At 67.9% G+C, this 20,331-nt stretch carries 22 protein-coding genes; 18 read left to right on the top strand and 4 right to left on the bottom strand.

Annotation, left to right across the window (positions count from 1 at the left end):
- Window positions 1–63 precede the first annotated feature (63 nt).
- From ACQP04_RS09760 to ACQP04_RS09830, 15 genes are all read left to right on the top strand, one after another.
- On the top strand, window positions 64–489 hold the full coding sequence (locus tag ACQP04_RS09760; RefSeq protein ID WP_433506736.1) for a DUF6197 family protein: 426 nt from the start codon (window positions 64–66) through the stop codon (window positions 487–489).
- Between the two features lie 457 nt (window positions 490–946).
- Window positions 947–1,195, top strand: coding sequence for a hypothetical protein (locus ACQP04_RS09765; RefSeq protein WP_433506737.1), 249 nt, complete (start codon window positions 947–949; stop codon window positions 1,193–1,195).
- Window positions 1,196–1,455: 260 nt separating this feature from the next.
- Window positions 1,456–2,151: a TetR/AcrR family transcriptional regulator gene (locus ACQP04_RS09770; RefSeq protein ID WP_433506738.1), complete on the top strand. Its 696-nt coding sequence runs from the start codon at window positions 1,456–1,458 to the stop codon at window positions 2,149–2,151.
- A gap of 112 nt (window positions 2,152–2,263) precedes the next feature.
- The gene (locus ACQP04_RS09775) at window positions 2,264–2,872 is read left to right on the top strand and encodes a molybdopterin-dependent oxidoreductase (protein ID WP_433506739.1); all 609 of its coding nucleotides are present in this window, start codon (window positions 2,264–2,266) and stop codon (window positions 2,870–2,872) included.
- A gap of 53 nt (window positions 2,873–2,925) precedes the next feature.
- Window positions 2,926–3,597, top strand: coding sequence for an FAD-binding oxidoreductase (locus tag ACQP04_RS09780; protein WP_433506740.1), 672 nt, complete (start codon window positions 2,926–2,928; stop codon window positions 3,595–3,597).
- A 72-nt stretch (window positions 3,598–3,669) separates the two neighbouring features.
- On the top strand, window positions 3,670–4,113 hold the full coding sequence (locus tag ACQP04_RS09785) for a DUF5709 domain-containing protein (RefSeq protein WP_433506741.1): 444 nt from the start codon (window positions 3,670–3,672) through the stop codon (window positions 4,111–4,113).
- A gap of 54 nt (window positions 4,114–4,167) precedes the next feature.
- On the top strand, window positions 4,168–4,707 hold the full coding sequence (gene msrA, locus ACQP04_RS09790; RefSeq protein ID WP_433506742.1) for a peptide-methionine (S)-S-oxide reductase MsrA: 540 nt from the start codon (window positions 4,168–4,170) through the stop codon (window positions 4,705–4,707).
- 10 nt (window positions 4,708–4,717) lie between these two features.
- The gene (locus ACQP04_RS09795; RefSeq protein WP_433506743.1) at window positions 4,718–5,359 is read left to right on the top strand and encodes a uracil-DNA glycosylase family protein; all 642 of its coding nucleotides are present in this window, start codon (window positions 4,718–4,720) and stop codon (window positions 5,357–5,359) included.
- A 372-nt stretch (window positions 5,360–5,731) separates the two neighbouring features.
- A complete protein-coding gene (locus ACQP04_RS09800) occupies window positions 5,732–6,667 on the top strand; it encodes a ferritin-like domain-containing protein (protein ID WP_433506744.1) in 936 nt (311 codons plus the stop codon).
- An 11-nt stretch (window positions 6,668–6,678) separates the two neighbouring features.
- Window positions 6,679–8,427 carry an aa3-type cytochrome oxidase subunit I gene (gene ctaD / locus ACQP04_RS09805; protein ID WP_433506745.1) on the top strand — a complete coding sequence of 583 codons (1,749 nt, stop codon included), beginning with the start codon at window positions 6,679–6,681 and terminating at the stop codon, window positions 8,425–8,427.
- Between the two features lie 20 nt (window positions 8,428–8,447).
- The gene (locus ACQP04_RS09810) at window positions 8,448–8,747 is read left to right on the top strand and encodes a DUF3040 domain-containing protein (protein WP_433506746.1); all 300 of its coding nucleotides are present in this window, start codon (window positions 8,448–8,450) and stop codon (window positions 8,745–8,747) included.
- 259 nt (window positions 8,748–9,006) lie between these two features.
- Window positions 9,007–9,234: a GNAT family N-acetyltransferase gene (locus ACQP04_RS09815; protein WP_433508337.1), complete on the top strand. Its 228-nt coding sequence runs from the start codon at window positions 9,007–9,009 to the stop codon at window positions 9,232–9,234.
- A gap of 195 nt (window positions 9,235–9,429) precedes the next feature.
- Window positions 9,430–10,413 carry an isocitrate lyase/PEP mutase family protein gene (locus ACQP04_RS09820; RefSeq protein WP_433506747.1) on the top strand — a complete coding sequence of 328 codons (984 nt, stop codon included), beginning with the start codon at window positions 9,430–9,432 and terminating at the stop codon, window positions 10,411–10,413.
- 76 nt (window positions 10,414–10,489) lie between these two features.
- Window positions 10,490–11,119, top strand: a complete 630-nt coding sequence (locus ACQP04_RS09825) for a nitroreductase family protein (protein ID WP_433506748.1) — start codon at window positions 10,490–10,492, stop codon at window positions 11,117–11,119.
- 55 nt (window positions 11,120–11,174) lie between these two features.
- Window positions 11,175–12,092, top strand: a complete 918-nt coding sequence (locus ACQP04_RS09830; RefSeq protein ID WP_433506749.1) for an NADP-dependent oxidoreductase — start codon at window positions 11,175–11,177, stop codon at window positions 12,090–12,092.
- Between the two features lie 474 nt (window positions 12,093–12,566).
- Here the strand turns inward: ACQP04_RS09830 and ACQP04_RS09835 are convergent, their stop codons facing one another.
- Window positions 12,567–13,055: a group II truncated hemoglobin gene (locus tag ACQP04_RS09835; RefSeq protein ID WP_433506750.1), complete on the bottom strand. Its 489-nt coding sequence runs from the start codon at window positions 13,053–13,055 to the stop codon at window positions 12,567–12,569.
- A gap of 1,033 nt (window positions 13,056–14,088) precedes the next feature.
- On the opposite strand from ACQP04_RS09835, the gene ACQP04_RS09840 reads away from it, so the two are divergent.
- Window positions 14,089–15,114 (top strand): SAM-dependent methyltransferase, encoded by a 1,026-nt coding sequence (locus ACQP04_RS09840; RefSeq protein WP_433506751.1) that lies wholly within the window; start codon window positions 14,089–14,091, stop codon window positions 15,112–15,114.
- On the opposite strand, the gene ACQP04_RS09845 is transcribed toward ACQP04_RS09840, so the two are convergent.
- A complete protein-coding gene (locus ACQP04_RS09845; protein WP_433506752.1) occupies window positions 15,083–15,526 on the bottom strand; it encodes a cupin domain-containing protein in 444 nt (147 codons plus the stop codon). The genes ACQP04_RS09840 and ACQP04_RS09845 overlap by 32 nt on opposite strands.
- Before the next feature lie 157 nt (window positions 15,527–15,683).
- Here ACQP04_RS09845 and ACQP04_RS09850 point away from each other — a divergent pair, with 157 nt between their 5' ends.
- Entirely contained in the window at window positions 15,684–16,253 is a 570-nt protein-coding gene (locus tag ACQP04_RS09850) for a TetR/AcrR family transcriptional regulator (RefSeq protein ID WP_433506753.1), read from the top strand.
- 1,915 nt (window positions 16,254–18,168) lie between these two features.
- On the opposite strand, the gene ACQP04_RS09855 is transcribed toward ACQP04_RS09850, so the two are convergent.
- Entirely contained in the window at window positions 18,169–18,387 is a 219-nt protein-coding gene (locus ACQP04_RS09855; protein ID WP_433506754.1) for a hypothetical protein, read from the bottom strand.
- Window positions 18,388–18,978: 591 nt separating this feature from the next.
- On the bottom strand, window positions 18,979–19,233 hold the full coding sequence (locus tag ACQP04_RS09860) for a hypothetical protein (RefSeq protein ID WP_433506755.1): 255 nt from the start codon (window positions 19,231–19,233) through the stop codon (window positions 18,979–18,981).
- 485 nt (window positions 19,234–19,718) lie between these two features.
- On the opposite strand from ACQP04_RS09860, the gene ACQP04_RS09865 reads away from it, so the two are divergent.
- Window positions 19,719–20,231, top strand: coding sequence for a hypothetical protein (locus ACQP04_RS09865; RefSeq protein WP_433506756.1), 513 nt, complete (start codon window positions 19,719–19,721; stop codon window positions 20,229–20,231).
- The last annotated feature ends 100 nt before the right edge of the window (window positions 20,232–20,331 follow it).

The following is a 20,331-nucleotide window of genomic DNA, read 5'->3' on the forward strand; positions in this document are numbered from 1 at the left end:
CGACGCGGCCCGATCCACACCAACTGACCCGACCCATGAGTGGAACCCGTAATGGCAACAAAAGTGTCCGATCCGCCGATCAGCGGTGACCTGTCACCCGCACAAGTCGCCGATCTCATCGACCAGGCCGCCACACTCATCGAGACCGATGGCCTGGAGGTAGGCGACTACTGGACGAGGGCTCTGTTCCAGCCGTATGAGCCCGGCACGCCCTGCTGCACAGTGGGCGCGCTCGCGGTCGTGTCTGGGTACCGCGACGGCATCGGCGCTGAGAAGGCGTTCGTCGGGGTCAGCGAGTACGACCCCGAGACCGGTGTCACCGAGCCCGACCACCCGCATCTCGTGATGGCCACCGCGATGAAGGCGCTCGGGTTCCGGGAAGCCGAGGACGTCTACGAGTGGTCGGACCACGCCGGTGACCGGGAGGTCGTGGCGGAGCTCCGCTTCGCCGCCGCGCAGATTCGCGCCCAGTCAGGCGGTGCGGCATGAGCATCTCCGTGTCCGCTCCGACGGCGGCGTCGACTACGGCGGCGACCCGTCGGTGTGGCGCGATGGCGAGCACCCGCAGTGGCAGCACTCCGAGGAGGCGGCTGCCGGTGCCTGACCTACCGCCGGAAATCGAGCCCACCGTCCCCGCCATCCTCGAGGCCCGCATGAAGGAGGTCGATGCGGCCGCGTCCGCCGCCAGCGAGTGCGTCAAGGCCTCCGCCGTCAACGCCGCCGTCGTCGCGGCAGCCTGCGAGAAGGAGAGCCGCTGTCCGGGATCGAGCGGATCAAGGCCTGCGGATCCCTCGACGTCCGCCCCGACCCGAACCCCGGCCAGGCCGTCGAACGGCTCATCCAGGCCCGCATCATCACCTGTGACGCGCGCCCCTTTGCTCGGACAGGCCGCTGACGAGAGCGAGCTCCGCGGCGACAAGCCCCGCCTTCGTGAACGGATCGCGGCATGACCCACTACCAGCCCGCCCAACGGGTTCAGGTGTTCGACCCCCACCTGCGGCGGTACGTCGAGGGCGGTGTCATCACCGCCACGACCATGTGCGTCCGCGTGTCGCTCGACGACCGCATGGTGCCGGTCGATGTCGACCCGGCCAACCACTTCCGCATCCAACCCCTCGACGTCCCGCCCTGCACCGGCTGCACGTCGCCGCTGTGCCCCGACTGTCAACCCGGCGCATACGGAGACGGCCGGTGATCACGGTCGACGCCACTCTTCCTGATTCCTGGCAGCGTTGCCAGGGGCCTGACCGGTCACGACGGCGCACAGGAGATTTGATGCAGTGCGGTAGTGGAGTCCGACGACGCCGTCCGACGCGATCAAGGCGACGGGCGCCGCCCTCGCGGACGATGTCAAGGCGGCACAGGAAGTCTGATCTGATCCGCGGCGAACACAGGAGGCCAGAAGTGGACTGTCAAGTACTCCTTTTGGCCTTCGACCGGACTAGCATGACCGTCGTGACCAGTGTCGGACCCCAGTCTCCTGCGCCGCGGCTGACTGCGCGTGGAGCGTTGACTCGGGACCGCATCGTCCGGACTGCCGCGGATCTCATGCATGCTGCAGGTGTTTCCGCCACCACCGTGGACCAGGTGATCGACGCGTCGGGTACGAGCAAGTCGCAGCTCTACCACTATTTCGCCGACAAGGAGGCTCTGGTCGCCGCTGTCATCAAGTTGCAGATCGCGCGGGTGCTGGAGTTCCAGGAGCCCTACCTCGAGCGGCTGGCGTCGCTCGCCGGTCTGCGGCGGTGGCGCGACGCGGTGGTGTGGTTCGTCGAGAAAGCTCGGGGTGCCAACGGGTGCGCTGTCGGTTCGCTGTCCAGCGAGCTCGCGGACCGGTCGGAGTCGCACCGGATTCTGATCGAGGCCGCGTTCCGGTCGTGGGAGTCCTCTCTCGCGGCCGGGCTGAGGCGGATGCAGGAGCGGGGCGAGCTTGACGCCGGTGTCGACCCGAGTGAGCTCGCCACTGGACTCATGGCCGCGTATCAGGGCGGTTACCTGCTCTCTCAGGTGGCCCGCAGCCCGCGTCCGATGGCGGTGGCGCTGGACCTTGCGCTCGACAGCATCGAGGCCCGGCGGGCACGCGCTGATGGCGCGCCCGGGCGGCGAGCTGGCGCCGCTCGGGCCGCACTGCAGTCACGTAATCGGACTTGACAGTCCAGTCTCGCGGCGGCATATTCGGTCCGTCTGGGCCGCTGTCGGCCATCCTGCCCGGCGCCGAGGCCCGCCGTCCGAGCGCCGGTGACGACACCGAAAGGTACTATTAATGGCGTTGACAAGGGGATTCACCGGCCGCCGCCGGGGTGCCCGCGATGCACGGCTGCCTCCCGGCCAGTACGACGTCGGTATGGACTGGCCGGTTCTGCACGCCGAGTCGACCCCCAGCATTGACACCGCTAGGTGGAGCTTCGAGATCGACGGTCTGGTCGAGAAGCCGGTCCGTTGGAACTGGGATGAGATCCATGCGTTGCCGGTCTCTCGGTACGAAGGCGCCATTCACTGTGTGACCACGTGGTCGAAGTTCGGCATGCGGTTCGACGGTGTCTCGGTCGACACCCTCCTCGACGCGGCGGGAGTCGGTGACGGTGCAGCGTTCGCGTTGGCAAGATCTCATACCGGTTACACCACCAACTTCCGGCTCGAGGACCTCACCGGCGGCAAGGCCTGGGTCGTGTGGGACGTCGACGGCGTCCCGCTGACCGACGTCCACGGCGGTCCTGCGCGGCTCCTCGTGCCCCACCTCTACTTCTGGAAGAGCGCGAAGTGGGTGGCGGGCCTGACACTGCTCGCCGAGGACCAGCCGGGCTTCTGGGAGGTGCGCGGCTACCACGACAGGGGTGACCCGTGGCGCGAGCAGCGCTACCAGGGGGATTGATGGCCAGCGTTCCCGCAGCGCCGCCCCACCCGGGGCCCTGGCAGTCCGCCAGGGTGACCGGCATCTGCCAAGAGACCCCGACCGCGAAGACCTTCACCCTGGTGCTGGCCCGACCGTGCTCGTTCTGGGCCGGCCAACACCTCGTCGTGCGCCTGACCGCCCCAGACGGGTACCGAGCTCAGCGGTCCTACTCGATCGCCAGCGCGCCGTCGAACTCGGCGGAGCTCGACCTCACCGTCGAGATCCTGCAGGGTGGCGAGGTGTCGGGCTTCCTCAACGAGGCCGTCGAGGTGGGAGACACGCTCGAGGTGCGGGGCCCGATCGGCGGTCACTTCGCCTGGAACCTCCGGCCCGCACTCGGAGTGGCCGGCGGTACCGGGCTCGTGCCGCTGATGTCGATGCTGCGCCACGCCCGCAAGCTGGACCAGCCTGATCTGTTCCGGCTTGTCGTCTCGGTGCGCCGCCCTGAGGACCTGTACTACTCCTGCGAGATTCCGGGACCGGACACCTCGGTCGTCTTCACGCGCGCCGTTCCCGACGGGCACCTTCGTCCGCCGGGTCGTCTGACGGCCCGGGACGTCGCTACCGCTCTGGACGGGGACCGGGACCGCGACGTCTACGTCTGTGGGTCCAGTGCCTTCTGCGATGCTGCCACCCAACTGGTCGCAGCGGCTGGTGTGCCCGCTGAACGGATCAGGGTCGAGCGGTTCGGGTTCTCGGGATGAGCGGCCCGGAGCCCCAGCACGAGATCGTAAGCCGCCCGGGCCGCCGGGCCGGCGCGTCGACAGGACGATGACATGAGCGATGACAGCGACGGCGTGGACGGGGTCGACATCGACAACGGCCTGCTCGAGGACGACGAGACCCTCGACGGGCGCGGGGTCGATCTCCTCGACGAGGGCTACACGGTGCCCGAACGACCGTGGGAGCGGGAGCACTACGGCGTCACGGCGCGGGAGGCGCACGAGCACGAGAGCCTCGCCGGCCGCCTGGCCCGCGAGCTGCCCGACCTCACGGACACCGACGACGGCGACGGACTCGGCGACACCGCCGGCACGGACGGCGAGCTCTACGACGACGAAGTCGGCGTCGACCGCTCGGGACGCTTGGTCGACGTCGAGGCCGCCGGGGAGTGGGACGACTTCGCCTATCTGAACGCCGTCGACGTGGGAAGGGATGGCGGGGCTGCCAGCGCCGAGGAAGCGGCCATTCACATCGTGCGCGATCCCGACGACGTCTGAGCACGACCGACCGACCACGCCGACCGGCTCCGATCGCGACGAGAAAGGAACACGATGATGACCGAACAGCAGCGGGCAGTTCTCGCCGGAGGCTGCTTCTGGGGGATGCAGGATCTCATCCGGGCACGCCCCGGCGTGTTGTCCACCCGCGTGGGCTACACCGGCGGTGACACCCCCAACGCCACCTACCGCAACCACGGCTCGCATGCCGAGGCCATCGAGATCACCTACGACCCGTCCGCCATCTCCTACCGCGACCTGCTGGAGTTCTTCTTCCAGATCCACGATCCCAGCACGGCGAACCGGCAGGGCAACGACGTGGGAACGTCCTACCGGTCGGCGATCTTCTACCTCGACGACGAACAGCGCAGGGTCGCCGAGGACACCATCGCCGACGTCAACGCCTCCGGGCTGTGGCCGGGGGAGGTCGTCACCGAGGTCACGCCGGCCGGGCCGTTCTGGGAGGCCGAGCCCGAACACCAGGACTACCTGCTGCGCTACCCCCACGGCTACACCTGCCACTTCCCACGGCCGGACTGGGTGCTGCCGCGACGCGGTGACGTCGCGTCGCAGCCGTCGTCGCGGCCGGCCTGACATCGCCACCATGCAGGGGTCGGCGCCGGGGACGAGTCCGGCGCTGCAGCGGATCCGCGAGGAGATCATCGCCGACCCGGCCAACCGGGGCGCCAGCGCCGCAGGCCGGCAGCCGATCTACACCGCGCATCCGGCCGCCCGAATCGTCCTCATCGGGCAGGCCCCGGGAACACGTGCGCAGGACAGCGGAATCCCGTGGAACGACCCGAGCGGCGTCACGCTGCGGCGCTGGCTCGGGGTCACCGACGACCAGTTCTACGATCCGACGATCTTCGCGATTCTGCCGATGGACTTCTACTACCCGGGTAAGGCCGCGCACGGCGACCTGCCGCCCCGTCCTGAAGTCGCACGACGCTGGCATCCACGGCTCCTCGCGGAACTCCCACACGTCCGCCTCACCGTCTTGATCGGCCGCTACGCCCAGAAGCACTACCTGCCCGAACCCGCCGGAGCCAAGCTCACCGACACGGTCCGGGCGTTCCGCGACTACCTTCCCGACCGCATGCCTCTCGTCCACCCCTCACCACTGAACTTCCGTTGGCAGTCCCGCAACCCGTGGTTCGCCGAGGAGGCCGTCCCGGCGCTGCGCGCCCGCGTACACACGCTCCTCCGCCCAGACGTCGATCCGGCCGGCTGGAAAGCCGGAGTTTGAAGAGGAATGCATCCCTCATGGCCGTGCTCGTGTCGGTCAACGTCGGCACGCCCCGCCACGAGCAGGGGGGCACACGGTCCGCACCGACACGTCGTCTATGCGTCGGTCCGGCCAGGCGACCATCCGACCCGCTGCCCGGCGACCGCGACCCGAAGTCGGTGTTGGCCCGATCACCGGCGCCACACCGGCGGATCTGGATCGCTGGTGGCAGACGTTCCTGCGCCGGCTCGACCTCGAACACCCTTCCAGCTGCTCAGCAGACCAGGTTCTTCCCCTTCGCCGGGAAGGTAGCGGTGGTCTCGAAGCCACCCAAGATCACAGCGACGTGCCCTCCAGCCGCGACCGTCATCATCGAACAGCACAGGAGACAGGATGTCTGAGAACCGCTTCATCGACAACGCCATCAACCGTAGCGCCGAGACCGCAGCAGACCGCGCCAAGCTCGCCGGCATGGTTGCCGAAGCCACCACTGGCACAGCGACGACCACGACTGATGAAGGTGGGCCGAGTGACGCTTCGATCCTGAACTTCGCGCTCAACCTGGAGTACTTGGAAGCCGAGTTCTACCTTCGTGGCGCAACCGGTCAGGGACTGCCCGACGACATGGTCGGTGGGACGGGGAAGCCCGGCCAGGTGTGCGGCGGCCGACAGGTCGAGTTCCGTAGTCCCTTGATCAAGAACATCGCCCGCGAGATCGCCATGGACGAGCGAGCCCACGTTGCGTTCCTGCGCAGCGCACTCGGTGACGCGGCCGCTGCGCGCCCAACGATCTCCCTTGACCGCAGCTTCACCGCCGCGGCGACCGCTGCCGGGTTGATCCAGCCCGGGGAGATCTTCGACGCCTATGCGAACGACCGCAACTTCCTCTTCGCTGCCTTCCTCTTCGAAGATGTCGGAGTCACCGCGTTCAAGGGTGCGGCACCGTTCATCTCCAACAAGACCTACCTGGACGCCGCAGCAGGCCTGCTGGCTACCGAGGCCTACCACGCCGGGATCGTGCGGGCCACACTGTTCAGTGAAGGGCTCGCGGACGACTCGGTGTTCGACGCCGTGCACAAGATTTCTGCGGTTCGCAACGCAGTCAGCGGCCCCGCCGATGACGATCAGGATCTCGGCACCAAGGACGAGGCCAACCTGGTCCCCACCGATGAGTACGGCCGTGCATTCGGCAGGAGCGCTGCGCAGATCCTCAACGTCGTCTACCTCGACGCCGAAGCGGGCTCCTCCGGCGGCTTCTACCCCGACGGACTCAACGGGAACATCGTCCAGGGCACCGGGCCGGCCGTGGGCTCTGTTCAGGACCGCTGAGGGGTTCAGCCATGACGGACGTCGCTCCCGGTCCGGTTCCTGTCGTGCAGTACCGTCCGACCCCGAAGGGGTCGGGTTTCCTCAGGCGTCTGGGCACAACAGACCCGAAGGACATCGCGATCCTCTACCTGGTCACGTCGTTCACGTTCTTCATGATCGGCGGCGTGATGGCGCTGCTCATCCGGGCCGAGCTCGCCCGTCCGGGACAGCAGTTCCTGTCGAGCGAGCAGTACAACCAGCTGTTCACCATGCACGGCACGGTCATGCTGCTGCTCTATGCCACGCCGATCCTCTTCGGCTTCGCCAACTACATCGTGCCGTTGCAGATCGGCGCCCCGGACGTGGCGTTTCCGCGGCTGAATGCGTTCTCGTACTGGCTGTTCCTGTTCGGCAGCCTCGTCGTGCTCTCGGGCTTCCTCACACCGGGCGGTGCCGCTGATTTCGGCTGGTTCGCCTACAGCCCGCTCACCAACGCCACACACTCACCCGGCGCAGGTGCCGATTTGTGGATCATGGGCCTGGCCGTGTCCGGACTGGGAACGATCCTGGGCGCGGTGAACTTCATAACCACCGTTGTCTGTCTGCGCGCCCCCGGCATGACGATGTTCCGCATGCCCATCTTCACGTGGAACATCTTCGTCACGGCGTTGATCGTTCTCGTGGCGTTCCCGGTCCTGACGGCAGCCCTCCTCGGTCTGGCCGCCGATCGACACCTAGGGGCGCACAACTTCGATCCGGCCAACGGCGGCGCAATCCTCTGGGAGCACCTGTTCTGGTTCTTCGGCCACCCCGAGGTCTACATCATCGCCCTGCCGTTCTTCGGGATCGTGTCGGAGGTCGTGCCGGTCTTCAGCCGCAAACCCCTTTTCGGGTATCGAACGCTCGTGTTCGCGACGATCGCGATCGCGGCCCTCTCCATCGCGGTGTGGGCGCACCATCTCTACGCGACCGGCGCGGTGCTGCTGGCCTTCTTCTCCTTCACGACGTTCCTCATCGCCATCCCCACGGGCATCAAGTTCGTCAACTGGATCGGCACGATGTGGAGGGGCAAGCTCACGTTCGAGACGCCGATGCTGTTCTCGGTCGGCTTCCTCGCGACGTTCCTGCTCGGCGGCCTGACCGGCGTGCTGCTCGCCTCCCCGCCGATCGACTTCCACGTGTCCGACACGTACTTCGTGGTGGCGCACTTCCACTACGTGCTCTTCGGGACGATCGTGTTCGCGACCTACGCGGGCCTCTACTTCTGGTTCCCGAAGATGACCGGCCGGATGCTCGACGAACGATTGGGCAAGCTCCATTTCTGGCTCACCTTCATAGGCTTCCATATGACCTTCCTCGTCCAGCACTGGCTGGGCAACGAGGGCATGCCGCGCCGTTATGTGGACTACCTGCCGACCGACGGATTCACCCTACTCAACATGATCTCCTCGATCGGTGCGTTCGTCCTGGGCGCCTCGACCCTGCCCTTCATCTGGAACGTGTTCCGCAGCTACCGCTTCGGCCGCGTCGTGACCGTCGACGACCCATGGGGATTCGGGAACTCGCTGGAGTGGGCCACGAGCTGCCCGCCGCCGCGGCACAACTTCACCGAGCTGCCGCGCATCCGCTCGGAGCGCCCGGCGTTCGAGCTGCACTACCCGCACCTGGTCGAGCGGGCACGGGCCGAGGCGCATGCCGGACAGGTGGCTACAGCGTCTGAGTATCTCGCACACAGGGGCAATCGCGAGGCCGAGCCAGACGACGACCCACGGGCGCACTGAGCGCATCTTCGGAGGGCGACATGAGCCTCGACGACCACGGCGTCCAACCGCTCAGTCCGGGCGAGCAGTTCGCGCTGGCTGAGCTCGAGCGCCTCCTTGGTAGTGGCGATGGCGTCTGGCCGGAGGCCACGAACAACGGGCAAGGAGCTCCGCCGGGGGTGGTGCGCGCTGCTGTTGCAATTGCCGTATCAATGGCGTGCCTCTTGATCGGCCTCGCCGCCGTCGCAGGTGGGTTGGTTCTTGCGGCCGCGGTCGCTGCCGCCTTCGCCGGCTCTGCAACCGTCCTGACGTGGCTGATACGGAGGAGCTGCCTTAGATGATCGTCGGACTGCACCGACGCGCTCCACACCCTATCGAATCTGACCGTGGCTTGATCATCATTGTCGCCTACCTACCGGCATGGATTGTCGCCGGATACCAGGCGATGGCCGGGCTTCACCGGATGCTCAGGGCGATCACTTGCCCTTGCCGCTCGGTCCCGACAACTCACCGAAAGCGCCACTCATGTTGAACGTGACCGTGAGCGATAACCCCGAAACCGGATCTTACGATGCCTCAGTCGATGGGACTGTCGTAGGCATGCTGGTGTACAGACGGAAGGGCGACCGACTGATCTTCACTCACACCGTCGTCCAGGAGGAGCACCGTGGCAAAGGGGTCGCGACCGGGCTCGTGCGATACGCTCTCGATGACGCCCGGGCACGGGGCTTGCGGTTGACCAACTACTGCACGTTCGTCGACGACTTCGTGGCTGTAAACCCCGAGTATTCCGATCTTCTCGATAGAGGAACTGGTCAGCGTCACTAGACAGTATGCTGCCGCCGCGGCCGATAGCGGCACCTCCCGTCCCCGTGTGTCAGCTCTTTCTCTCCGAGGGCGGCCGACCCGTCGGCCTGTCGGGTTTGAGCCGTCGCGGCCCTGTTCAGGGGAGCGCCGCGCTGCGGTGGTTGTCTGGGGTGAGCGCTGGGCCGACCCGCAGATCCGGCGATCATCACGGTGGCGGTGCAGATCCTGCTGACCGACTTCCTCAACAACGTCAACCAAGCCGGCATCGGCATCACCGCCGCGTTACGTCGGGACGAGCGACGCCGTCCTCGTCGAAGCGATGTTCCTCACCGCTCCATCCGTTACTGTCTCCAACGATCATATGGGAAGGTCGGTATGCCGGGCTCCGAGCCTTATGAGCGATTCATGGCACTGCACACCCGCGACGGTGGCTTTGTCATGCCGAACGCATGGGATGGCCTCTCGGCGCTGATGCTGGCCGATGCCGGCTTCGAGGCGATCGCGACATCGTCAGCGGCGTTCGCTGCCACGCTCGGCCGGTCCGACGGGCGTCACCAAGTCACCCGTGGCGAGCACCTCGAGCATGCGCGGCTGTTGGGTCAACTCACCGGGCTGCCCGTCAACGGTGACTTCGAAGACGGCTACGGCGACACGATGGAAGACGTCGCGGCGACCGTGGAAGCCGCCGTGGCGTCCGGCCTGGCTGGTATCGGGATCGAAGACACCTCAGGCAATCCTCATCAACCGATCCGCGACTTCGACGATGCTGTCAACCGCATGCGTAGTGCCGTCGACGCCGGCAAGGGACGCATCGTCATCACCGGCCGCACCGACAACTTCATCCAGGGGCGGCCCGATCTCGACGACACCATCCAGCGTCTGACGGCCTTCGCCGAGGTCGGCGCGGATGTGCTGTACGCCCCGTACCCACCCGACCTCGACGCACTCGTCGCGATCGTCACCGCCGTCGCGCCGACACCCGTCAACGTCCTCATCTCGCCGGCGGACAAGATCCTGACCGTCGCAGAACTACAGAAGGCCGGGGTCAAGCGCATCAGCCTGGGGCCGGCGCTCTACACCCACGCAATGGCGGCACTCGAACGTGCCACCAGAGCTCTCGTCGCGGGTGACCTCACCGCCGCGACGACAGGAATCAACTTCGAGCGCGTCAGCGGCCTACTTGCCCGCGACACGGACTAGCCCAGGCCGCGCGAACCCCCGCTCCTCACCGACTCACCGCAAGAAGAGGTAGATTGATATGGATATTGACAAGATCATGAACAAGCACCTCACTAGGTATTTCGACCCCAGCAGGACCATCCCGAAGGAAACCCTTCAGCGGCTGCTGAGGTTCCTGCGCTCCACCCCGTCATCGGTGAACGTACAGCCCAACCACTTCTATGTCCTCGCCACGCCCGAAGGCAAAGAGCGGCTCGCCGACAACTTGGGTGAACGATTTCAGGACAACGGCGAGAAGATCCTGAACGCGTCGCACACCATCATCCTCACCACCCGGGCAGACGTGCCTGACAGTCACATCGAGGCGGTGTTCGCGAAGGAGAGGGCCGACGGCCGGTTCCCTGATCCGTCAAAGCAGGAGTTGTGGGAATCGATGACTCGAGACTTCCTCAACCTGCGCAACTATGGCTACAAGGACCTGAACCACTGGATGGAGAAGCAGACCTACATGGCGGTGGGCATGACCATGATGGCGGCCGCTGAGCTCGGCGTGGAGGCCACGCCGCTGGAAGGGTTCGACCCGACGAGTGTCGACAAGGCGTTCAAGATCCGCGAGACCGGACACAGCACGACGGTCCTGCTGGCCCTCGGCTACCCCGACCCGCAGAGGGTGTACGCCAACCCGATCTCGCGGTTCGACGCCGATCAGCTGTTCACCTTTCTCTGAACGCGCACCAGGAAAGCAGAAACCGACAACACACGCGAGGAACGGGGACAGTTCAATGAAGGCAATTGTGGTGACCGACCAGGCCGCGGGAGCGGCCGGGATGACGTTGACGGAACGGCCTGAGCCGGCCGCAGCGATCAACGACGTCGTCGTTCAGATTCATGCGTCGGGCTTCGTCCCGACGGAGGTGGAATGGCCGTCGACCTGGACTGATCGCGCTGGCCGCGACAAGACACCGTCGATCCTCGGCCACGAGTTGGCCGGGGTGGTCACCGCCCTCGGTTACGGCACGACGGGGCTGTCGGTCGGGCAACGGGTGTTCGGCCTCGCCGACTGGCACCGCGATGGCACCCTTGCGGAGTACGTGGCGATCGAAGCACGCAACCTCGCACCGCTGCCCGGCGACGTCGACTTCACAGTGGGCGCGTCCCTGCCAATCTCAGGTTTGACCGCGTGGCAAGGGCTGTTCCAGCACGGCAGGCTTCAGGCTGGCCAGACCGTCCTCGCCCATGGCGCGGCCGGGGCAGTCGGAACGATGGTGACCCAGCTCGCACGTGAAGCTGGCGCTTACGTCATTGGCACCGGACGCGCCGCGGACCGTGCGAAGGCACTCGACTTCGGTGCTCATGAGTTCGTCGACCTCGAGAACGACGCGCTGAAAGACGTCGGAGGCGTCGATCTCGTCTTCGATGTCATCGGCGGCGACGTTCAGAAGCGGTCCGCCGCCCTGATCAAGGCCGGAGGAACACTGGTGTCCATCGTCGGCCCGGTCGAGGCGCGGCCCATTGACGGCCTGGCGGTGGATTTCGTTGTCGAGGCCGACCGTGCCGAACTGGGTGAGATAGTGCAGCGGGTGCGGGACGGACGGCTGCGGACAAACATCGGACACGTCGCGAGCATCGATGATGGCGTTGAGGCCCTCAACCCGACCACGCGACGCAACGGGAAGACAGTCATCCGAGTACGCCCGTAGGGAGCGGATGGCCGCAGTCCGACTGGCGGCCCACGCGCCGCCGTCCGTGGCGCCATGCGGAAGACGGCAGCTCGGTCATTGGCCCGGCGATCAGGGCACTCGGATCGATCGCGGGGACCGTCGAGCGCGGCCCTGAGGAGGCAGCCGGGGCGCTTCGAGAACTCGCGGACGCGCCGGCGGGCGGTCTTGACCCGCTGGCGCGGCACGCCTGGAGGACCTCGTCGGAGTAGCCGTCGGCGAAACCGGTCGGCTGTCGACCCACATACTGACAGTTCGGCCGCCGCAGGGCGGGCGGCCCTGGTAGCCGCTCGCCAGCGGCGTGACCTCGGAGAAGCCGAGGGTCTTCACACCACCCGCCGTGGTCGCCCTTCACAGGGGCTCATGGGGGGACCATGAAGGGCCCGATCAAGTGTCGAGCCGAGAACGCCATATATGACAGGCGGCGTCTCTTCGTCCTCGCGTCGGCAACCATCGCTAGCTTCGCCCGACCGACGCAGATCGTGCTCCCTCGGGAAGGTCTTCCTGGTCGCCCCGCCACGTCCAGCGGGGCACCTCGCGCAGCGGGTGCAGCTCGTCGTCCGTGGTGGCGTGGGAGTTCTGCTGGGCGACCCGGGTGCCGAACTCGAGGTGTTCCCGCACGGCCTGGCGGAAGTCGGGATCGGTCGGCATGTCCGCCGCGTCGAGCGCTGCGAGGTACAGCTCGACGAAGCGTTCGCGCTGCCGGTCGGTGATCTTCAGGCCGCGGTGGACGTCGATGAGGTGCGCGAAGCCGAGCTCGCGGGAGAAGCGGTCAGGGCCACCGAAGGACTCGGCGGTGAACGCGGTCAGGTGGTCGACGTGTGACGCGCGGCCGGCGCCGAACAGCGGCTGCAGCACCGGGTCGGCGAGCACGCTGTCGTAGAAGGTCTGCTCGAGCCGGTGCAGGGCGGCTTCGCCGCCGGCGAACTCGTAGAGCGAGGGCACGAGGCCTCCCGGAGCGCGCGGGGTCGGGTGTTGCAGCGTAATCACGTCGGCGCCAATGCATAATGCCTAGTAACGAAACTCGTCCCGGCGCTCCCTGACGCGCGGCTCGGTCCCGTGCTTCGGCTCGCAGGGCCGAGAGATGAGAGTGGAACGGGTGTCCGCGGTTCTCGCTTGGTGAAGTGCCAGCCGTAGACCTCGGGCTGTGCCGGCGCGGGGGAGGGCCGCGGGAGCACCTCCGCTCGAGTCCAGAGACGTTCGGGCTCCGCGGAGCGCCGCGATCGGCACTGCCCGGTCTCCGACCTTGTCGAGCACGTCGTCAGTGTGCCGAGTTCGCGCAGCGCCACTCGCCTCGACTCCGGAAAACGACGTAGCTCCGCGCGGGTTGTTGGTAGCCACCATGCCCGGGAGCAGCGCCCAGTTCCCGGTCGGCCGCCTGATCACAGCGGGCACGCGAGGAGTGAGCAGGACCCCTGCAACGGCGCGGTGCGTCCTCATCACGAGGAGACGCAAGGTTCGTCGATCAAGGAGAACGCAGCGGCATGGGCTGGATCAGGGACACGGAGGCCAAGCTGGCCACCGACAACGCGACGCGGGCCTGGCAGGAGGGCCACTCGGTGTTCGTGTGAACCAGAACATCCCGCTGAGAATGGCCACGATGTCCGGCCCGGTCCCCGACACCGCCCAGGTCATCGAAGCCATCGAGGCGGTGGGCTGAGGCCTGCAGATGATGCAGTACGCCGACATGCACGCCAAGAACGGCTCGATCATCCTGCTGTTCCGACGGCCCTGGCAGCAGCCGGCCAACCAGCACCGGCCCCCCATGCCGCAGCGCTAGCCCGCCAAGTCTGCTCAACGTCCTTCAGGTGAGACGCCGAGTGGGCGCTGCGGGCGGGGGGAGGCTTGCATGCTGGTCGAGACCGCGCAGTTGCGGTCAGACTCGCCACATGCCCACCGTCGACACGGCCTCGGTCCCCGCAGGCCTCACCTCCGCTACTTCCGACCTCCCGCCGCCCGATCAGCCGGGTGACCGGCGATGAGCGGTTCGTCCGACCCGTTCGCGTCTGACCGCTTTCCCCGCAGCTCCCGTTACGACCCGGAGTGGATCGTCGCGGCGATCAGCGGCGGAGCGAACTCGCTGTGGCTCACCGAGTGGCTCACCGCGGCGATGCCGCTGCATGCGGGAATGCGTGTGCTGGACCTCGGCTGCGGCCGCGGCGCCTCGTCGATCTTCCTGCATCAGGAGTACGGGGTGCAGGTGTGGGCCACGGACCTGTGGTTCAGCGTGGACGAACGGGCGCAGCGCATCCGCGACGCCGGCGTGGCCGACGCCGTCTTCCCGATCCATGCCGATGCCCGGGCGCTGCCGTTCGCCGAGGAATTCTTCGACGCGGTCGTCAGCATCGACTCCTACGTCTACTACGGCACGGACGACCTGTACCTGAGCTACCTCGCCCGATTCGTGCGGCCCGGCGCCGCCATCGGCATCGCGGGCGCCGGACTGACCCAGGAGATCGACGGCGCGCCACCGGAGTACCTGCAGGCGTGGTGGGAGCCCAGCTTGAGCTGCCTGCACTCGCCGGACTGGTGGCGGCGGCACTGGGAACGAAGCGGCGTCGCCACCGTCGAGCTCGCCGACGCGATGCCCGACGGCTGGCGATGCTGGCTGGACTGGCAGCACGCCGTCGCGCCGGACAACACCGTGGAGATCGAGGCCTCACCGTCGACCGCGGGCGGCATCTCGGTTATGTCCGAGCGGTCGCGCGTCGGAACGACGGAAGCCTCGACGAGCCCATCGTCTCGGTCCCTGTCACCTACCAGGAGCGACCGGTTCGCCGGACGTGATCCGCTTGTCCCATCGAGAGCGTGGCCTCGTAGGTTCGGGCCCGCTCGGCTGAGACAGGGCGGGCAGGACACTCGGGCGTCGGACCGGAAGGCCCGACACACGGCTCGCCGCCGACCCGCCGGGGTGCTTGCGGAGAGCGCGGAGGCAGGGCCTCGATCCCCGCTGCACGTGAGGGGTCGCAACGTCACGCCGGAATCGAGTCGAACCGTCCCTTGAGAGCCGCGCGGAGCTCCTGGCTGGACATGCCGGCCGCCAGGCCGCCGCCGAGTTCGGCGAAGAAGCCCTCGAGTCCCGCCGGCGTGACGAGGATCAGCGCGTGAGCGTCGGCGCTCGCTCTGAAGCCGTGCCGGGTGCCACGGGGAACGAGCACCCAGCTGCCGGGTACCGCCTCGATCTCCTCGGTGCCGAGCGTGAACGTGAACTGGCCGTCGAGCACATGGATGCACTCCTCACGCTCACGGTGGACGTGCGGGGGTGGGCAGGCGGCGTTGCCCCGGAACTCGATCACCTCGAATGCGCCGCCGGTCTGCGCACTGCTCACCTTGACCTGCCCGATCAAGGGCAGCTCCCGGCCGTCCTGCGGACCTACGACGAGGCCCGGTGCAGAGGGGGTCTGTTGCTCGGTCATCAGACTTCCTTCCGGTCGCCTCGTGGCACAGCGTTGCTACTATGACACTTCAATGCCTTCGTGGCACAGATGTGACAGTACGGCCGAGATCGAGCAGGAGTCAACGGGCATGGGTCGCGACAATCAGAAGCGTCGGACGCGGAAGGCGCTCGTCGAGGTGGCCGGCCGACTGATCGCCGACGGGCAGCGCCCGTCCGTCGCCGAGGTCGCCGACGCCGCCGAGATCTCCCGTCGCACCGCGTACCGGTACTTCCCGAGCGCGGAGCAGCTGTCCGTTGAGGCCGCGCTGGAGGCGACCCGGCAGAACATGGAACTGTCGATCGAGGCGGGTCGGGCCGACGAGCCCGTGGTCGACCGCGTGACACGGCTCGTGGACGCGCTGTCGCAGATGACCTTGGACAACGAGCCGCTGCTGCGGCAGATGATTCGCTTCACGATCGACCGGGGCGCGATCGAACCGGGGGTGCCGCCGCGGCCCAGGCGACGCCTGGAGTACGTCGAGCGCGCGCTGGCTCCGCTGCAGGGAAGTCTGGATCCGGATGCGCTCGACCGCTTGGTCCACGCCCTCACGGTCGTCATCGGTATCGAGTCGACGATCGTGCTGCGTGACATCTGCGGACTCGAGTCCGACGAGATCCTGCGCGTCCAGCAGTGGGCCGCGCGGGCGTTGGTCACGTCAACCATCGCCCCCGACGACCCGGACACGACGAGCGAGCGCGAGGGTTAATGCCCTCCGCTCCGACCGCCGCCGCCTCGGTGCGCGCGGCCGCAGTGAGGTTGTCTCGCGGTCGGTGCACCCGTTGTCTGCGCAGTGGTGACGCGCGTGGCGGTCAGCTGCGCATCCGGCAGCTGCTGACCCACACCGCCGGCCGCGTCACCGTGCCGCGATTCGGCCGCGGGTCATCGCGACGTACACGCCGGCGACTGCCCGCCGAGCACGGCGTGCGCGGTGTCGACCGTGCGGCCCTGCGCCGCATGGCGTCGTCGACGCGGACGCGAGCGTCAAGTCGGCTCGTTCGCTCCGACCAGCAGCACAGTCTCCCGATTGGCGACCGTGTCGGCGAGCCGCGGCCGACCGGCGCGCCTCGGCCTGCTCCGGTGGCCCGTCGTCGACGAGCGCCCGTGCCGGTCGTACGCGTCGAGGGCCTCACGGGCTCCGTCGCGCAGCTGCAGCGAAGCCTCCCACTCCCACTCCTCGCTGAACCTCCGCACGCCGCTCAGCCGTTGGGTCAGCGCCCGGTCCGCGAGGTGGCCAGCCCGCCCCCGGACCGACCGCGGCGAGCTGTCGATCCTGACCGACGAGCAGCACCGTGGCCCCGTCCGTCTAGCGTGCTTGACGACGCGACCAGGTTCTCGGTCCGGGCCATGCCCGCCTCGTCGACGATCAGCAGTTTGCCGCTGGCGTCTCGCCGTGCGCGGCCTGCCCGCGCCACAGCGCAAGTTCATTGCCTCGACGCCTTCCTCTCGGAGAGAGTCCGTCCGGCCTTCCGGCCGGGCTGGTGATGGGCCGCTTACTCCGCCCGGTCTCACGTTCCGGGATGCTGCGCATCGACTGCGCCGACAGCCTGCGGGCTGCCCTGGAGCGTGAGCCTCGCCGGGCGGACTCGGGCGCGGAGTAGCAAGGGCGGGCGCGTCGCACCGCGCCCCGCAACCAGCCCACCACAACCCCATACCCCTGCTGTTCGCGCTGTTGCCGACCCTTGCTGGAGGCCGCCATGTCCCAGACCCTCGACCACAACGAGACGCCCCACGACAACAGGCTTCGGCGGGTGTTCGGTTGCGCCCGGTCCGCACGGTGGTGTTCGACGGCGAGGACTTCCTCGACCCGTGTCCCACGTGCGGGCACCGCGCCCCCGCCGATGCCCCGGCGGAGCTCCCGCCCGGTGGCCCGGTCACCGACGTTCCGGTCAACCGTGCCGCGGTCGGGCAGTCTCACCGGACGGTGGCCATGGCGGTGGAGGTGCTCGACCAGCGCCACCCGGCCAAGCAGCTCACGGACCTGGCCGCCCCGCGGGTGCTGCGCTATCTGCGCGCGGTGCCGGTCGAGGCGAGCGGGCTGCGGGGTGGGGCTCGGTTGTTGATGGCGCGCCAGGGCACGGACCTGCGGTCGCTGCCGTGGGCGGAGCGGCGTCGGCATGCGTGGTGGCCAAGCGCGTTGACCAGACCGATCCCGCGGGCGCCCCGGGGGGCGGGAGGTCAAGGCCCGATTGACCGCCGAGGCGGTCGTCGGGGGTGTGCTGGGCTCGCTTGAGGAGCCCGACGCGCTGGTGGTTGACCGGTTCGGTGTGCACGGCCGGCTGTGAGTCACCGGCCGGACGACACCGCTCGACAGTGGTGCTCGCGCGGACCTGCGGGGAGTCCTCCACGCGGCAGAGTCTGAGCACCCGTGGCCGACAGTGATTCCGTCGACCCGTTTCGGCCAGCGGCCCAGCGAACCGATCGACTATGTACAGGTCCAGCCGAGCGTTGTCGTCGAGCTTGGTGTCGCTGCTGCCACGAGCAGGGTCGCTGGGGCCATCCAGTGGGATTCCTGCGTTGGCGACCGGACCTGAGACCCGGGGACGTTCAGTTACTAGGCGACCACTCGGACAGTGACACGACCTAAGCGGCGAGCCTCTCGAACGCGGGCTGCACTGGACTGATCATTCTTTGTTTGGCGTGACACGAAGCTGCTCGTCAGGCAACTCTTCGCCCGCAACGGCATGGCGTTCCAAGGTCATCAGGACCGTGATCGAGCCGGCTACTGCCGCTCGTTGACGCTCGATCTCAACGTACGGCTCGATGGCTGCCCATAGGTTCACGATGCGAGTACGGATCATCGGGAGCACCTCGCTTCGGTCGAGCAGGCCGAATTCCATCATGTGGGAAAGGTTCTGGTAGTAGTACGCGACGTCGACAACAGCAGCCTGAGCTCGGGTCGGAGGCCCGAAGAGCCGCCGCGCTCGGGCGGGTAGTCGTAGGCCAGTTGATGCACAACGTAGTTGTAGTGCGCGTGAAACCCAGGGTTCCTGAGCTCGGTATAGAGCGAGGCTAGTGCCGGGGAGTGATTCGCGCTGCGGCTGAGTCGAAGTTGTCGGTACGCAAGAATCGCGGAGGCGCCGATCGATAGGATCGATACAATGAGTGCGGCTATGCCGAGAATCGTAGCTGAGTCCATATTAGCAACTTTATCTCGCTCACGCCGCTGCCCGAATCAGGAGCATTGGGTACAGCCTTGCCGTAGACGCTTGCGCGAGCAGACAGGTCGCCTCGACCGCTGTCCAAGCGCGCATCTGGTTCGGTGTGTAGTCCCCAGCCATGGGTCTGAGCGACGGGATTCACGCCGATCCAGCGCCACTTCACCGCGCGTGCGAAGGCGCCGTTGAGGAGCACGTGCATCTGGCGCAGGTAGGAGGCGCCGAGGGGTCTGCATACGTGCGGGGCGCAGCGATGGTTGCAGTCGTGTTCGCCAGTTACGCCGTGGTCGATCCGGCCGCGGCGGCGTGTGCAGCGGGTCCGGCAGCGGCGGAGTCGACCTCGTTGAGGAGGCGGGTGCGGACCTTCTCGGCTTCCTTGGCCGCCTGCGGCCCCGCCGCCACGTACTCGTCGGCGCGGTGGCGCTTTCCGGAGAGCGGATCGGTGCTTACATAGACCCGCACCCGGTAGGAGCCGACGCGAAGCCGCTCGACCTCACCGCGCTGGCGTCGGGGTTTCCGAGCAGCTGCCATGGGGCGACGGTAGCGATACTCGCCCCACCACTCGCCCCACTTGTCGTGCTCCGCCAGAGGCGTACGCCGTCCGACCTGGTGCCCCCGGCAGGATTCGAACCTGCGACCCAGAGATTAGAAGTGAGTAAGGCGCTAGCGCTGTGCTGGCAGGCTTCTGACCAGGTCGTGAGCGAACGAACCAGGCCGAGTCTCTATCTGCGGGAACGGGCCCCATCAGGCGGGCCCGGCCGGTGCTGGAACACCGGGACCCCGGGCCCTTGGACGACCCCGGAGGTCGCCCCGTGCTCACCGTATCGACGTCCTCGGGACGCCCCAACCCCTTGACTGATCCGTCGCGCCGGCCGGCCGGCATGGTGGCCGTGTTGTGCACGCTGCACGGCTGGTTCGTGGCGTGGTGTTCTCCGCCGGCCCCGTCGTGCACGGTGGCGTGCTCGCGGTGGTGTGAGTGCGAGGTCTGCGGCGCGGCCGATGGTGTCCTCACGCCGATGATCCACGGCGAGAACCACGGCCGGGTGTGGGCGCACCGGGAGTGTGGCGAGGCGCGGGGGTACGCGGTCGACGTCGACCCGCCGCAGACCTCCCCGGCCAGCTTCGACACCGGCCAGGACTACGTGACCGCGTCGGGGTCCAGGGTCGGCGGAGCCGATCGCGCAGCGACGCCCTTGGGCGCCCTGGAGGCCGGCGTGGGCGCGTCGGACGATGGGCCGGGGGCGGAGGTGGCCGGCCCGCACCCGGGCGCCCTGGTCGACCCGGACGACACGACCCGGTGCCCGGTGGCGTTGTGGTGCGCGCGCTGCCAGACCGGCGAGGACCTGATCGTCGCCACGGCGGATTCCGCCCTCGGCATCCACTGTCTGACGTTGTGCGAGTCGTGCGCCGACGCCGGCCGACTCCCGCGGCGCCCGGCCCTGTTCCTGCTCCGTGCGGTGGCCGATCACGCCGGCCACCTCGGTTGCACCGTGGACGATCTCGACCCGGCCAACCGGCCCGTTCGCTGACCGACCGTACCCACCTCGGGTGCGGGCGGCCGGTCGTGCTCTGCCCTGCCCGGGTGTCCCGTGGCGCCGTCCGGCGTTGCGGGTGTTCCCACCCTGGAGA

Origin of the sequence: Pseudonocardia halophobica (assembly GCF_050948485.1) — a bacterium.
Classification (GTDB): Bacteria; Actinomycetota; Actinomycetes; order Mycobacteriales; family Pseudonocardiaceae; genus Pseudonocardia; species Pseudonocardia halophobica.